This window comes from Plantimonas leprariae, assembly GCF_008802405.1.
In the GTDB taxonomy this organism is placed as follows: Bacteria; Pseudomonadota; Alphaproteobacteria; order Rhizobiales; family Rhizobiaceae; genus Plantimonas; species Plantimonas leprariae.
In genome coordinates, this window is record NZ_VZDO01000018.1 from 1 (window position 1) to 14,587 (window position 14,587).

Below are 14,587 nucleotides of genomic sequence, written 5' to 3' on the forward strand. Positions count from 1 at the left end.
GGCCGCCGCCGACAGCTGGGAAGAGTTCTGACACGGGCAGCGACAGCACCAAGCCGCGGCCACCCGCCGCCGGCACATCATCGCACCCAACCCGCGAAGGCCGGCCCCCAACGCCGGCCTTCGGCGTTTCGGATGGAACTCGCACCACCCGACAGCGGCGTTGTCCACTGCCTTCGCGAAAGCTGTGGATGCATCTCGTCGCACCCGGATCGCGCCGGCCCGCCGGGCGTTCCGCTTGGCCAGTCAGGCAATGCGAGGGTCCATGCTGCAGTCCGTGACGATCGAGAACGCCGAGGCCTCGGCCGAACGTCTGTCGCCGCTCCGGCCGGTCGGCGCGGTGGCGGCCGCGATCGCCCGGCGGCTGCGCGAGGAGGCGGGCGACGGGCTGCCGCTCCTCTACGTCGCCGAGACGTCGCGCCGCATGCGCGACATCGCGGCCCTCGTGCGGCTGCTCGGCGGCGAGGGGCGCGTCGCGGAGTTCGGCCCGGTCGACGGCCTGCCCGGCGACGGCGTACCGCCCGGCACCGCGGCGATGGGCGGGCGCATGGCGACGCTGCGCTGGCTGCTCGACAAGCGGAAGCGGCCGGCGGCGGTGATCGCCACCGCGGCGGCGCTCATCCGCCGCGTGCCGCCGCGCGCCGCTTGGCAGAAGGCGCATCTCGAATTCCGGGTCGGCGAGCCGGTCGATCCGGAAAAGGTCGCGGCAGATCTCACCCGGCTCGGCTACCGGCTCGACCTTCGCGTCGACGAGCCCGGCGAAGCGGCGCTGCGCGGCCGCGTCGTGGAAATCTTCCCCGCCGCGGCGCCGCGGCCATGTCGGATCGAGCACGAGGACGGCCGCATCGTCGCGATCCGCTCCTTCGATCCGGCGACGCAGCGCTCCGTCGCCGAAACCTGTCATCTCATCGTCGATCCGGCCAGCGAGTTCCTGCATCCCGGTCGTGGCAAGGGCGAGCCGTCGCCGGAGGAAGCCGGGCTCGCCGCCCGCTACGGCAGGCTGGAAACGCTGTTCGACTACCTGCCGGACGGCGCGGCTACGATCATCGAGGCAGGCGTCGAGCGCCGGGCCGACACGGTCTTCGCCGCGATCGAGGAAGCGGAGGCAGGCGTGCGCAAGCCGACGCCGGCGCAACGCGACCATCTCGGCCGCAAGGAGTGGTCGAGGCTCGTCGGCAGCCGCCTCGCGGCCGTGGTGGAGGAGGGCGACGAGCCGGCCGGCGTGCCCCGCTTCGCCGCCGAGCCCGATCCCTTCGCGGCCCTCGCTACATTCGCCGCGCCGCTGGTCGAACGGGGCTTCCGCATTGCCGTCGCGGGTATCGGCCGAAACGAAGTGCGCCGCGCCGCCCGCCGGGCGGCCCGCACGCTCGACGCGCCGGTCGATGCGGTCGAAGACTGGGCCGGCGTCCTCGCGGCCCCAAGCGGCGGCGTCGTCGCCTTCGAGGCGGCGATCGCGGAGGGCTTCGTCGCGCGCGACGACCGGGTGGCGGTGGTCACCCTGCGCGACCTCGTCGGGCAGCGCGCCGGGCGCGGGCCCCTCGCCGCGGCAGTTCCGTCCGGCTTCGCGCGCGGCGACGACGCGTTCCGCATCGGCGACGCGGTGGTGCACCTCGACCACGGCGTCGCCCGGCTCGAAGGGCTGGAAACGGTGGCGGCGGCGGGAGCCGGTACGGTCGCGACGGAAGCGCTGCGTCTCCGCTATGCCGGCGACGATACGCTGCTCGTTCCGACCGCCGAGATCGGCGCGCTCTGGCGCTACGGCGGACCGGAGACCGACGTGAAGCTCGACCGGCTGAAAAGCGGCAACTGGATCGCGAAACGCGACGCGGTGGTGGCCGCGGTCTCGGACACGGCGCGCCGGATGGTGCAGTTCCTCGCGGCGAAGGACGAGGCGCGAGCCCCCGAGCTCCAGCCGGACCGCGCGGCGTTCGAGCGGTTCTGCGCGCGCTTCCCCTTCGAGATGACGGCGGATCAGAGCGAAGCGACGGAGGCCGTCCTCGCCGACCTCGCCTCCGGCCGGCCGATGGACCGGCTCGTCTGCGGCGACGTCGGCTTCGGCAAGACCGAGGTCGCGCTCCGCGCCGCGGCAGCGGCGGCGTTCGCGGGGGCGCAGGTCGCGGTGGTCGCGCCGACGACGGTGCTGGCCCAGCAGCATTTCCGCCTGTTCACGGAACGCTTCGCGCGGGCCGGCGTCAGCGTCGCGCGCCTGTCGCGGCTTGCCGATCCGGCCGAGATCGAGGCCGCGAAGGCAGGGCTCGCCGACGGCAGCGTCCGCATCGTCGTCGGCTCGCACGCCGTTCTCGCCAAGGACGTCTCCTTCGCCGAACTCGGGCTCGTCGTGATCGACGAGGAACAGCGCTTCGGCGCCGGGCAGAAGGGGAAGCTCCGGGCGCTGGGGGAGGGGGTGCACGTCCTCGCGATGACCGCGACGCCGATCCCGCGCACGCTCCAGGCCGGCTTCGTCGGCCTCCACGAGATCAGCGTCATCGCGACGCCGCCCGGCCGGCGGCGGGCGGTGCGCACCACGGTCGCGCCGATCGAGGAAGACGCGCTGCGGGACGCGCTTCTCGCGGAAAAGGCGCGCGGCGGGCGGAGCTACGTCGTGTGCCCGCGCATCGAGGACCTGGAGCCGATGGCGGCGAGGCTCCGGCGCCTCCTGCCGGACCTCGCCCTCGCCGTCCTGCACGGCGGGATGGATGCCGACGCGATGGACGACGCGATGCTCGCCTTCGCGACGGGCGAGGGCGACGTGCTTCTCGCCACCAGCATCGTCGAGAGTGGGCTCGACGTTTCGAACGCCGACACGATGGTGGTCTGGCGGGCGGACCGGTTCGGCCTCGCCCAGCTTCACCAGCTTCGCGGCCGGATCGGGCGCGGCAGCCGCCGTGGCTTCGCCTTCCTCCTCACCGACCCGGAAGCCGAGCCGACCGCGGAAGGGCGGCGACGCTTGGAAACGCTTGGCCGCCTGTCGGACCTCGGCGCCGGCTTTGCGATCGCCGCCCGCGACCTCGACCTTCGCGGCGCGGGCGAACTCCTCGGCGAGGAGCAGGCCGGCCATCTGGCGCTGATCGGCCTGTCCTTTTACCGCCGGCTGCTGGAGCGCGCGCTGGCGCAGGCGCGCGGGCAGGCCGCGCCCGAGGACTGGCGCACCGACCTGAACCTCGGCTTCGAGGGCGGCGTCCCGGCCGACTACGTGCCGGAAGCGGACTTGCGGATCGAGCTCGTCGCAGCGCTCGACCGGGCCGAGGACGAGCTGGCGCTGGATGCGCTGGGGGCGGAGATCGCCGATCGGTTCGGCCCGATGCCGGAGGCGGTCGCGGCGGGCTTCGCGCTCGCCCGGCTCAGGTTGCGCTGCCGCGACCTCGCCGTCCGGCGGCTCGACGCCGGGCCGAAGGCGGTCGCCGCGACGCTGTCGAAGCCGGCCGCGGCGGCGCTGCGCGAACGCCTGAAGCCAAGGAAGAGCCTGCGCTGGCGGGACGACAGGCTGGTGCTGGAGCGGCCGTCCGGAAGCGCGGCGGAGCGCCTCGCCGCGGCGGAGGCGCTCCTCGAACTGATCGAGTGACGGCGGAGAGGGTCAGTCCTTCTCCGTCGACAGGTCCTCGACGGCGTCCTCCAGCTTCTCTTCCTCCGACAGCCCGGCCTGATCGTCGACGACGGCCGGGCCCTTTTCGGCGAAATCGGCTTCCTTGCCGTCCGGGACGGAACGCTCCGGGCCCGGCTCGCCGTTGTTCGCGCGCTCGCGCGGATCGCTGTTCGTCGGCATGCGTCTCTCCTGTTGTTCGGGCAGGAAAGCGTCGGCGCCGCCACCGGTTCCCTCCGGCCGCGCCGCTTCGCGCTCGCGTCGCTTTGCCGCCGGCCCTGTTCGCCGGCGCCGGGCGCCGCAGTTCCCGCCCTCCCGCATGGCTCAACGGAGATTCCGATGCCCGCCGCCGACACCACCGGTCCGACCCGCCTCCTCGTCGTCTACTATTCCCGCAACGGCTCGGTGGAGAAGCTGGCCGAGGCCGCGGCGGCGGCAGCGCGCGAGGCCGGCGCGGAGGTGCGCGTGCGCCGCGCCCGCGAGGTCGCCGACGCCGAGACGATGCGGAAGGTGGAGGGCTGGGCGGAAAGCGCCGCCCGGCAGAACGCGCTCTACGAGGCGCCGAGCGAGGACGACGCCGAATGGGCCGACGCGATCCTCTTCGGCACGCCCTCCTATTTCGGCGCGATGGCGACGGAACTGAAGAACTTCCTCGACCGGCTCGGGCCGCAATGGAAGAAGGGCTCGCTCTCGGGCAAGGTCGGCGGCGCCTTCGCCACCGCCTCGTGGCCGCATGGCGGCTCGGAGGTCGTCACCCTGTCGCTCTATGCGCCGATGGCGCATCTCGGCATGGTGATCCTGCCGACCGGCTACACGGACGAGGCGATGCTGGAGGCCGGCTCGCCCTACGGCGCGTCGGCGATCGTCGGTGCCGAGCACGACGATCCGCGCGAGGCGGACTTCGAGGCGGCGCGGCACCAGGGCCGGCGCACCGTCGCGATCGCCGCGGCGCTGGTCGCGGCCGGCGAGATGCCGAGCCGCAAGCCGAAGGAGGAAAAGGAATAGGGGCGGGACCCGCGGCCCCGCCCCACCTCGCTTAGATCGAACTCGTCAAAGCGTGCCGCCGGTGCGCCGGGTGAGGTCGTCGGCCCGATCCCGGCGCTCGTCCTCGAGCTCGACGTCGGTGCGCCGGACCTGATCCGATACCGGCTGCGCCTGATCCACGGCCGACAGGCCGTCGTCCAGCCGGTCGTCGTCAGAGAAGTAGGAGCGGACCCGCGCGCGGCCGCTGCTCATGTCGCGGCGGCCGAAGCGCTCGTCGCGAGCGGGCATGACACCGTCCTCCGTCACCAGCGGATCCTGGCGGTCGTAGGCGCCGGCCGGCTCCGTGGCATTGAGACCCGTCGCGTCGGCGGGGTTCGAGGCCGTGCCGGTGCGAAGGCCGGTCGTGCCGCCGATCGGCATCGCGCCGGCCGTGGCGGCGCTCGCCGCGGCGTCGGTCGCGAGACCCCCGGTGGCCGAAGCCGGCCGGCCGAAGGCCTGCGAGCCGATGTCGTCGTCGCGGCCGGCCTGATAGCCTTCCCAGCCCTCCGCGCGCCAAGACGCCTCGCGCGCGTCCATGTCGACGGTGCCCTCGTCGTCGAGGATGTCGAGGATGCGGTCGTGGTTCGCGGCGCTCGTCGCGACGCTGACGAAATAGCCGCCGCGGCTGAGCCCTTCGGCATAGGCGTAGCGGTCCTCGTTCGGCAGGAAGAAGTCGCTGAGTGACTCCCAGAACCCTTTCTTCTCGCCGCGCGTCTCGGACGTCCCGAGATCGCTCTCCCCGGCGACGATGCGGATGTCGGCGTCGGAAACGCCCTCGGCGCGGATGCGGGTCGCCGCCGCGTCGGCGTCGGACCTGGAATCGAAGAACGCGGTGACGCTCTGCTTGCTGGATGGCTGCAGACTGGACATGGAAATCCTCCGTGAAGGCTGGGTCCGCCCTCCCGTGGCGGCCCGGCAGCTGTTTCGATCGAACGAGCGCGGCTCGGCGGTGCCGGCGGCGGCTCTCGCGGGATACGCGACACGATGCGGAACCAGCCGTTCGGCACGCTCCGCTTCCGCGACCAAACGGCGCGATCGCCCGCGCAGTTCCGGCGGCGGGCTCCGCCGCTTAAGGTTTGATCAACCCTACGGGCGGAAAATCGTCGATGTCAGTCTGGAGCATGGCGATGCGGTCGATCGAACTGGAACAGGGTCTGAAGGTGCGGTTTCCCGGCCAGGACGCGTCGTTCGCCGACGGCGTCGAGATCGGCGTGCTCGCGGCGCTGATGACCGCCAAGCACCCGGAATTCGATCGCGAGATCGCGCTCGGTAACCTGGAGCAGGCGCGGGCGCTCGGCCGCAAGCTCGGCTACCACCTCGCCGACCAGGAACTGGCGGCGGTGGACCGCGTCCGCGTCACCTTCCGGGCGCGCAGCCTCGCGCCGAAGCTCCGGCTGGTCGCCTCCGCCGGCTGAGAGACGGCTGCCGCGATCCCTACTTCGCGGCGGTCTCGGTCGGCAGCGGCTGCACCGGCGCGCCGGGACCGATCTTCTGCAGGTTGCCGGTGATCACCCGGTCGCTTTCCTTGATGCCGGCGGCCGCGACGAGGTCACCCTCCGTCGGGCCGAGCGTCACGAGCCGCTGTTCGGCGGTGCCGGTGTCGCCGATGACGTAGACGTATTTCCCGAGCTGGCCGGAGCCGACCGCCGCCTGCGGCACCATCAGGACATCGGGCTGCTCCGCGACGACGAGCCGGGCGCGGACGTACTGGCCGGGCAGCAGCGCGAAGTCGGCGTTCGGGATCGTGGCCCGCGCCGTGATCGTGCCGGTCTGCGGATCGACGGCGTTGTCGATGAAGGTCAGGTCGCCGCGATGCGTCTCGCCGTCCGTGCCGGGCAGGGTGACCTCGACCTTGACCTCGCTCTTCCGCTTGGCCTTCGCGATCGCGGCGAGGTCCCGCTCGCTCGGGTTGAAGGTCACGTAGACGGGGTCGAGCTGGACCAGCGTGTTGAGGGTCGTGGTGTTGGCGCCGACCAGCGTTCCGACCGGCGCGCGGTCGCGGCCGAGCCGGCCGGCGAAGGGCGCCCGCACTTCCGCGTAGCCGAGATTCAGCTCCGCCGTCTTCACCGTCGCGCGGTCGAGCGCGACGGCGGCCTCGGCCTGCGCCCGGGCGCTGGTGTTCTGGTCGAGCGCGTCCTTGGCGGTGGAGCCGGTCCTGACGAGCGAGGACGAGCGCTGTTCCGCCGCCCGCGCGTAGGTGAGCGCCGCCTCGTCGCGCTGGACGGCGGCGCGCGCCTGTTCCAGCGCCGCCTCGAAGTCGCGCGGATCGAGCTTGTAGAGGAGATCGCCGCCCTTCACGTCCGCGCCGTCCGCCATCGGCTGCGACGCGACGAAGCCGGTGACCTTGGTCTGGAGCGACACGGAGCGGATCGCTTCCGTCCGCGCCGAATAGTCGAGCCAGGTCGGCAAGGTGCGCTTCACGACCTTCGCGACCGGCACCGGCATGGCGGGCGGCGCGCCGCCGCCGCCCGGCGCGGGGGCGGCCTGCGCTTCCGCTTCGGGCTTCGCCCCGCCGCCGCCCATCTCGGCCATCAGGAAGGCGCGGTTGCGCCAGGCCATCTCGCCGCCGGTGGCGAGAGCGAACACCGCCACGGTCGCGAGCGCGATCTTCAGGACACGCATGGGAAACTCCGAAAGGTCATTCGGCCGGCACGGGGTGCGCGCCGCCGGCCGCGGCGGGGGCGTCGTGCGCCCGTTCCGGGGCCGGCGAGGCGCCGCGCCGCTCGCGCCAGCTCTCGATCGTGGCGTAGAACACCGGCACGAAGAGGAGGGTGAGGACGGTGGCGGCGAGCATGCCGCCGAAGACGGTGGTGCCGAGCGACTGGCGGCTCGCAGCGCCCGCGCCCGTCGCCTTCATCAGGGGCACGACGCCGAGGATGAAGGCGAAGGCGGTCATCAGGATCGGGCGGAGCCGCAGGCGCGCCGCGTCCTTCGCCGCCTGCACGATCGACTCGCCTTCCAGCCGCCGCCGCTTGGCGAACTCGACGATCAGGATGGCGTTCTTCGCCGCGAGGCCGATCAGCATCACGAAGCCGATCTGCGAATAGACGTCGATCTGAAGCCCTCGCAGCGTCAGGGCCCCCACCGCGCCGAAGAGCGCCAGCGGCACCGCAAGCAGCACCATGAACGGCATCGACCAGCTCTCGTACTGCGCGGCGAGGATCAGGAACACGAAGACCAGCGCCAACGCGAAGATGACGCTCGCCAGCGAGCCGGCCTTGATCTCCTGATAGGTGATGCCGGTCCATTCGTAGGAGAAGTCGCGCGGCAGGACGGCGTTCGCCGCCCGCTCCATCGCCGCCGTCGCCTGCGCCGAGGAGAAGCCGGGGGCCGCCGCGCCGTTGATGAGGGCGGAGGCGTAGTTGTTGTAGTGCGGCACGGTCTCCGGCCCGGCCATCGGCTTCAGGGTGCCGAGCGTCGAGAGCGGCACCATGCCGCCTTCGGAGTTCCGCACGTAGAGGCGCGACAGGTCGGACGCCGCCGCCCTGGCCTGTTGTTCCGCCTGGAGCGTCACGCGGAAGGTGCGGCCGTAGAGGTTGAAGTCGTTGACGTAGAGCGAGCCGAAGAAGATCTGCAGCGTGTTGAACACGTCCGGCAGGTCGAGGCCGAGGAGCTTGGCCTTGTTGCGGTCGAGGTCGAAGTCGAACTGCGGCGTCGAGGTCGAGAACGATGAGAACAAGGCGTGCGGGTTCAGTTCCGGCTGCTTCCGCGCCTCGCCGAGCACCGCCTGCACGGCGTCGTTGAGGGCGGCGCTGCCGCGGCCGGCGAGGTCCTCGACCTGGAACTCGAAGCCGCCCGTCGCGCCGAGGCCGGGGATCGAGGGCGGGTCGAAGGCGAGCACGATCGCCTCCGGCATCTGGATGAGCTTCGCGCCCATCTCGGCGACGATCTTCGAGGCCTGCAGGTCGGGGCCGCGCTCGTCCCAGGGCTTCAGGATCACGAACTCGACGGCCGAGTTCGACTGCGCCGCGTTGGTCAGGAAGTTGAGGCCCGAGATCGAGCCGACGATATCGACGCCGGGATGCGCCTGGAGCGTTTCCTTGACCTTGGCCGCCACCTTGTCGGTGCGCTCCAGCGAGGCGCCGTCGGGAAGCTGCACCACGACGAAGAAGTAGCCCTGGTCCTCCACGGGAAGGAAGGTCGAGGGGATCTTCGACCAGATCATGTAGGTGCCGCCGAGCGTCACGACGAACAGAAGCAGCACCAGGTAGCGGACCCGGATCAGCCCGCCGACGAGCCGCGCATAGGCGTTGGCCGACCAGTCGAAGACGGCGTTGAACCAGCGGAACAGGAAGAAGGGCTTGGCGTGCCGGTGCGTCAGGAAGGCGGCGGACAGCGCCGGCGACAACGTCAGCGAGTTGAAGGCCGAGATGCCGACCGAGATCGCCACGGTCAGCGCGAACTGGTTGTAGAGCTGCCCCGCGACGCCCGGAATGAAGGCGACGGGGATGAACACGGCCATCAGGACGGCCGTCGTCGCGATGATCGGTCCCGTCACCTCGCGCATGGCGCGGCGCGTCGCCTCCAGCGGCGGGTGGCCCTCCTCGAGCTGGCGCTCGACGTTCTCGACCACGACGATCGCATCGTCCACCACGAGGCCGATCGCGAGAACCATGCCGAGGAGGCTCAGCATGTTGAGCGAGAAGCCGAGGAGGTACATCACCACCAGCGTCGCGACGAGCGAGACGGGGATCGCGATCACCGGGATCAGCGTGGTGCGCCAGCTCTGCAGGAAGACGTAGACGACCAGCACGACGAGGAACAGCGCCTCGCCGAGCGTCACCACGACGTCGTGCATCGAGGCCGACACGAAGCGCGTCGTGTCGTAGTGCATCGCGTATTCGATGCCCTTCGGGAAGCGCTGCTTCAGCTCGTCCATCTTGGCGTGGACGTTCTTCTGCAGGTCGAGCGCGTTCGAGCCCGGCATCTGGAAGATGCCGAGCACCACGGTCGGCCGCTCGCCGAAATAGGCGGTGGAAGCGTATTGCAGCGCGCCGAGCTCGGTCCGCGCGACGTCCTTCAGCCGCACCACCGAGCCGGCGGCCGGGTTGGCGCGCACGACGATGTTGTCGAACTCGGCCGGGTCCGACAGGCGGCCAACGGCGTTGACCTGCATCTCGAACGGCGTGCCGGCGGGGGCCGGCGACTGGCCGATCTTGCCGGCCGCGACCTGGACGTTCTGCTCGGCGACGGCGTTCTGCACGTCGACCGCGGTGATGCCGAGATTGGCCATCCGGTCCGGGTCGAGCCAGACGCGCATCGAATAGCGCCGCTCGCCGAAGATCTGCACGTCGCCGACGCCGGGCACGCGCTTCAACGGGTCGGCGACCTGCAGGAAGGCGTAGTTCGACAGCGACACCGGGTCGACCGAGCCGTCCGGCGAGGTGAGGTCGACGATCAGCGCGAAGTTCGGGTTCTGCTTCTTGACCGTCACGCCGCCCTGGTTGACGATCGCCGGCAGCGACGGAGAGGCCTGCGAAACGCGGTTCTGGACGTCGACCGCCGCGATGTCGAGCGGATAGCCGACCTCGAAGGTGACGGTGACCGTCGCCGAGCCGTCGTTCGAGCTCGTCGAGGACATGTAGGTCATGCCCTGGACGCCGTTGATCTCCTGCTCGAGCGGCGTCGTCACCGTGTCGGCGACGACCTGCGCGCTCGCGCCGGGGTAACGGGCGCTCACCACCACCTGCGGCGGCGTGATGTCCGGAAACTGCGAGACGGGCAGCAGGAAGTAGCAGATCGCCCCTGCGAGCACCATGACGATGGCGACGGCCGACGCGAAGATCGGCCGCCGCGTGAAGAACTCGACCATGTCCGGCCGTCTACCCCTTGGAGATTACCAAATCTGACCCTGTAGCCGTTTCCGCCGCGTCAGCACCAGCAATGGCGCGCGGCGCCGGCGGAACGGCCGAAGCCCGCTACGAGGGGAAGGAGGCGTTTGGAAGCGTCGACGGCGTCGTCCGTCTGCCGCTCCGCCGCGGCCGAGGGCGTCCGGCGGATGCTGCGCGCGAAGCCGCGCAGCTTCGCTTCGAACTTGACGACGTCCACGCGATCGGCCCGCATCAGCGCACGGACCGTCGGGTCGCGCATGATCTCGTCGATCGTCGGTTCGTCGTTTTGACGGAACATCGTCGCTCCTTTCCCCCGGAACGCCGGAACCGGCGGCGGGATTTTTGCTTGTGAGCCAAAGCGACTGAACACTTGCCAGCCGACTCAGTGGATGTTACGGGTCGGTAACATGCATTACGTGACAGACCGGTAACATGGCGTCAAGCGCAATCGTATTTCGGAAGCCGGCCATCCGATGACGGATGCAACACTCGAGCGGGTCCGCCCGCGGGACCGGATCCTCGGCACGGCGCGCAGCCTGTTCCGGCAATGCGGCATCCGGGGGGCGGGGGTCGACGCGATCGCCGAGAGCGCCGGCACCAACAAGATGACGCTCTACCGCCACTTCCATTCGAAGGACGACCTGATCGTCGCCTGCCTTCGGGAAGCCTCGGTGGATGCCGACAAAGGCTGGGGTGAGATCCTCGCCTCGCACCCGGACGATCCCCGCGCCCAGCTCGACGCCTGGGTCCTCCTGATCGACCGCTACATCCAGGACGGCATGTGCTGCGAGGTGGCGAATGCCGCGGTGGAGCTGCCGGAAGCCGCGGCGGAAGTGCGCGCCACCATCGCGGAGTTCAAGAACCAGCAGCGCGAGCGGCTCGTGCGCCTCTGCTTCAGCGCCGGCATCCGGCGGCCGGAAGCGCTCGCCGACATGCTCTACCTTCTCGTGGAGGGCGCGCGCGTAAGCCGGCAGGCGGTCGGCGTCGGCGGCCCGAACCGCAGCTTCGTCGAATGCGCCCGCTCGGCGATCGCCCTTTTCGCCGCCGAGGGCGGCAGCGCCTAGGAGGTTTTCGAGCCGGGCTGCCTCCGGGTCTCGTCCGCCGCGGTTTCGCGCGGAGGCGTCCCGACCGGCGTCGGCGGGTCGGAGATCGCGAGATCCGCCGAAGTCCGCGGCGCGTCCTGCTGGCCCTGGCCCTTCAGCGTCTCGGCCGCCTTGGCGAGCTTGTCCCTGTCCGTCCCCATCGCCAGCCTCCCGCTTCGCTTCCGATCCGGCTCGAACGGCGGGGGTACGGGGTTCGGTTCCATCCGGGCTTGAGCACGGCGCGCGGCTGCGAGATGCTGGCGGCACGCCCGCCCCGACCGCCCGGCCGACCGGCAGAGAACGAAAACGCACGATGACCGTCTATCAGGTCCGGCACGCGACGATCTACCGCTACCGGCGACCCGTTTCCTTCGGCGAGCACCGCCTCCTGTTCCGCCCGCGCGACTCCTACGATCAGCGCCTGATCGAGGCCGTGCTTCGCGTCGAGCCGGAGCCGGCTTCCGTGCGCTGGATCCACGACGTCTTCGGCAACTGCGTCGCGCTGGTGCAGCCGGCGGGCAAGGCCACGGCGCTGCGCTTCGAGACCCGCATCCTCGTCGACCACTCGCCGCAGGCCGCGCCCGAATTCGTGACGATCGACGCGGCGCGGACCTATCCGTTCAGCTACGACCGCGAGGACGCCGTCGACCTCGCCCGCCTCATCGCGCGCCACTATCCCGACGACGCCGACGAGATCGGCCAGTGGGCGCGGCGCTTCGCGCCGGCCGGGCGCTCGGTCGACACCGGCCACGTCCTGATGACGCTCTGCTACGCCATCCGCGAAAGCTTCTCCTATGCGCGGCGTTCGGAAGCCGGCACGCAGCCGCCGCTCGGCACGCTGCATCTCCGGCGCGGCACCTGCCGCGACTTCGCGCTATTCATGATGGAGGCGGTGCGCGCGCTCGGCTTCGCCGCCCGGTTCGTGTCCGGCTACATCTACGTCGCCGACCGCGACGGCAACGAGACGCTCGGCGGCGGCGCGACGCATGCCTGGTGCGAGGTGTTCGTGCCCGGCGCCGGCTGGGTCGAGTTCGACCCGACCAACGGCATCGTCGGCAGCCGCGACCTGATCCGCGTCGCGGTGGCGCGCGATCCCTCGCAGGCCATCCCGCTCGCCGGCACCTACAACGGCTCCGCCTCCGACGACGACGGCATGACCGTGCAGGTGAACGTCACCACCCGCGACGAGATGCCGGACACGGCCTGGGTCGCCCGGCTCGCCTGAGCGAAATTTGGGCCGAGGGCGATTCTGCCTCTGGATTCCGCAGGTCCGGCTTTAATTAATAGCGGCGGGAGGCGGGTTCGCGCGCTGGAGCTGGTTCTTGAAGATACGTGCCGGGTTCAATCTCGCCTACGAGTGCTGGCAGCCGACGCCGATGCTGCTCGTGCTGAACATCCATCCCTCGCGCCGGGTGGACCTCCTAACGCCGCAGGTCGTCGGCTTCGACCGGCCGATCGAGGCGCGCGACTACGTCGACGGCTTCGGCAATGCCTGCACGCGGATCACCGCGCCGCCGGGCATCACCACGATCTCGACGCTGTTCGACATCCACGACACCGGTCGCCCCGACCCCGTCATGGCGGAAGCGGCACAGCACGACATCAAGGACCTGCCGGACGAGGTGCTCGTCTACCTGCTCGGCAGCCGCTACTGCGACACCGACCGGCTCGGCGACGTCGCCTGGAATCTCTTCGGCAACACGCCGACCGGCTGGGCTCGGGTGCAGGCGATCTGCGACTACGCGCACCAGCAGATCGCCTTCAACTACCAGAACGCCGACGCGACCCGGACGGCGTTCGGGGGATACACGGACAGGACGGGGGTGTGCCGCGACTTCGCGCATCTCGCCATCACGCTCTGCCGCTGCATGAACATCCCGGCGCGGTACTGCACCGGCTATCTCGGCGACATCGGCGTGCCGCCGGTGCCCGATCCGATGGACTTCTCCGCCTGGTTCGAGGCCTATCTCGGCGGCCACTGGTACACGTTCGACGCGCGCCACAACAAACCGCGCATCGGCCGCATCCTGATGGCGACCGGGCGCGACGCGACCGACGTCGCGCTGTCCACCAGCTTCGGCGCCTCGCGCCTCGCGAAGTTCGAGGTGATCACCGAGGAGATTTCCTGATAGGAGGCGGCGCGCCCACGAGCCTTCGAGGAAATCCCATGCAGCGCCGCTTCCGGACCGTCGACGTCTTCACGCGGACCCGCTTCGGCGGCAATCCGCTCGCCGTCGTGCTCGACGCGGAGGGCCTTTCCACGGACGCGATGCAGGCGATCGCCCGCGAGTTCAACTATTCCGAGACGAGCTTCGTCCTCTCGCCGAAGGACGCCGCGAACACCGCCGAAGTGCGCATCTTCACGCCCGACCGCGAACTGCCCTTCGCCGGCCATCCGAACGTCGGCACCGCCTTCGTGCTCGCCGACGAGGCGCGGCGGCGGGGCGAAGCCGTGCCGGAGCGCTTCGCCTTCGAGGAGCGGGCCGGGCTGGTACGGATCGGCGTCCTCACTGAGGCCGGCGCGGCGGTCGGCGGGGAGATCGCCGCGCCGGAAGCCCTGTCCCGGCGCGGCACGGTGTCGGCGGAGAAGGTCGCCGCCTGCCTGTCGCTCGACCCCGCCGACATCGCGACGGAGCGCCACGCGCCCGAGGTCGTCTCGGTCGGCCTGCCGTTCCTCGTCGCGGAACTTCGCTCGCGCGAAGCGCTCCGCCGCATCCGGCCGACACCCGCCTCCTACGACGACGCGCTTCCGGCGGAGGGCGCGCACTCGCTTTACGTCTATACGCGCGACGCCGGCGCGGAGGGCACCGACATCCAGGCCCGGATGTTCAACCGGCAGCTCACCGCCGAGGACCCGGCCACGGGCAGCGCCACGGCCGCGGCGGCGGCCCTTCTCGCCGAGCTCGACGGCGCGGCGGGGGAAGTGCGACGGCTGTTCGGCCAAGGCTTCGACATGGGCCACCCGAGCCTCCTCGAAACCCGCGCCGAGCGAACCGCGGGCGGCATCCGCGCCTTCGTCGGCGGCCGCTGCGTGTCCGTGTTCGAGGGCACGTTCGAGCTCTGAAGTTGCGCCG

Annotated in this window: 13 protein-coding genes; 7 read left to right on the forward strand and 6 right to left on the reverse strand. The window is 71.1% G+C overall.

Annotated elements, in window-relative coordinates; translation table 11 throughout:
• The first annotated feature begins 262 nt into the window (after positions 1–262).
• On the forward strand, positions 263–3,559 hold the full coding sequence (locus F6X38_RS18730; RefSeq protein ID WP_150972379.1) for a DEAD/DEAH box helicase: 3,297 nt from the start codon (positions 263–265) through the stop codon (positions 3,557–3,559).
• A 12-nt stretch (positions 3,560–3,571) separates the two neighbouring features.
• Here F6X38_RS18730 and F6X38_RS18735 read toward each other — a convergent pair whose 3' ends face one another.
• The gene (locus F6X38_RS18735; protein WP_150972381.1) at positions 3,572–3,760 is read right to left on the reverse strand and encodes a hypothetical protein; all 189 of its coding nucleotides are present in this window, start codon (positions 3,758–3,760) and stop codon (positions 3,572–3,574) included.
• Positions 3,761–3,916: 156 nt separating this feature from the next.
• On the opposite strand from F6X38_RS18735, the gene wrbA reads away from it, so the two are divergent.
• Positions 3,917–4,582, forward strand: a complete 666-nt coding sequence (gene wrbA, locus F6X38_RS18740) for an NAD(P)H:quinone oxidoreductase (RefSeq protein WP_150972383.1) — start codon at positions 3,917–3,919, stop codon at positions 4,580–4,582.
• Positions 4,583–4,627: 45 nt separating this feature from the next.
• Here the strand turns inward: wrbA and F6X38_RS18745 are convergent, their stop codons facing one another.
• Positions 4,628–5,470: a hypothetical protein gene (locus F6X38_RS18745; protein WP_150972385.1), complete on the reverse strand. Its 843-nt coding sequence runs from the start codon at positions 5,468–5,470 to the stop codon at positions 4,628–4,630.
• Between the two features lie 236 nt (positions 5,471–5,706).
• Between F6X38_RS18745 and F6X38_RS18750 the strand changes: the two genes are divergently transcribed.
• On the forward strand, positions 5,707–6,015 hold the full coding sequence (locus tag F6X38_RS18750) for a hypothetical protein (protein WP_150972387.1): 309 nt from the start codon (positions 5,707–5,709) through the stop codon (positions 6,013–6,015).
• Between the two features lie 19 nt (positions 6,016–6,034).
• Here F6X38_RS18750 and F6X38_RS18755 read toward each other — a convergent pair whose 3' ends face one another.
• Genes F6X38_RS18755 through F6X38_RS18765 form a run of 3 tightly spaced genes read right to left on the reverse strand, consistent with a single transcriptional unit; the run spans position 6,035 to position 10,729 of the window.
• A complete protein-coding gene (locus tag F6X38_RS18755; protein WP_246191436.1) occupies positions 6,035–7,222 on the reverse strand; it encodes an efflux RND transporter periplasmic adaptor subunit in 1,188 nt (395 codons plus the stop codon).
• Positions 7,223–7,238: 16 nt separating this feature from the next.
• Complete coding sequence (locus F6X38_RS18760; protein WP_150972389.1) at positions 7,239–10,412, reverse strand: efflux RND transporter permease subunit; 3,174 nt, start codon at positions 10,410–10,412, stop codon at positions 7,239–7,241.
• A 59-nt stretch (positions 10,413–10,471) separates the two neighbouring features.
• Positions 10,472–10,729: a hypothetical protein gene (locus tag F6X38_RS18765; protein ID WP_150972391.1), complete on the reverse strand. Its 258-nt coding sequence runs from the start codon at positions 10,727–10,729 to the stop codon at positions 10,472–10,474.
• Between the two features lie 175 nt (positions 10,730–10,904).
• On the opposite strand from F6X38_RS18765, the gene F6X38_RS18770 reads away from it, so the two are divergent.
• Positions 10,905–11,495, forward strand: a complete 591-nt coding sequence (locus F6X38_RS18770; RefSeq protein WP_150972392.1) for a TetR/AcrR family transcriptional regulator — start codon at positions 10,905–10,907, stop codon at positions 11,493–11,495.
• Here F6X38_RS18770 and F6X38_RS18775 read toward each other — a convergent pair.
• Positions 11,492–11,674: a hypothetical protein gene (locus F6X38_RS18775; RefSeq protein ID WP_150972394.1), complete on the reverse strand. Its 183-nt coding sequence runs from the start codon at positions 11,672–11,674 to the stop codon at positions 11,492–11,494. The two genes, F6X38_RS18770 and F6X38_RS18775, sit on opposite strands and share 4 nt — an antisense overlap.
• Positions 11,675–11,826: 152 nt before the next feature.
• Between F6X38_RS18775 and F6X38_RS18780 the strand changes: the two genes are divergently transcribed.
• The 3 genes from F6X38_RS18780 to F6X38_RS18790 all read left to right on the forward strand — a co-directional run bounded on the left by F6X38_RS18780 (position 11,827) and on the right by F6X38_RS18790 (position 14,577).
• Positions 11,827–12,738 carry a transglutaminase family protein gene (locus F6X38_RS18780; protein ID WP_150972396.1) on the forward strand — a complete coding sequence of 304 codons (912 nt, stop codon included), beginning with the start codon at positions 11,827–11,829 and terminating at the stop codon, positions 12,736–12,738.
• Positions 12,739–12,835: 97 nt separating this feature from the next.
• Positions 12,836–13,642 carry a transglutaminase-like domain-containing protein gene (locus tag F6X38_RS18785; RefSeq protein WP_150972398.1) on the forward strand — a complete coding sequence of 269 codons (807 nt, stop codon included), beginning with the start codon at positions 12,836–12,838 and terminating at the stop codon, positions 13,640–13,642.
• A 38-nt stretch (positions 13,643–13,680) separates the two neighbouring features.
• Positions 13,681–14,577 carry a PhzF family phenazine biosynthesis protein gene (locus F6X38_RS18790; RefSeq protein ID WP_150972400.1) on the forward strand — a complete coding sequence of 299 codons (897 nt, stop codon included), beginning with the start codon at positions 13,681–13,683 and terminating at the stop codon, positions 14,575–14,577.
• Positions 14,578–14,587: the final 10 nt, after the last annotated feature.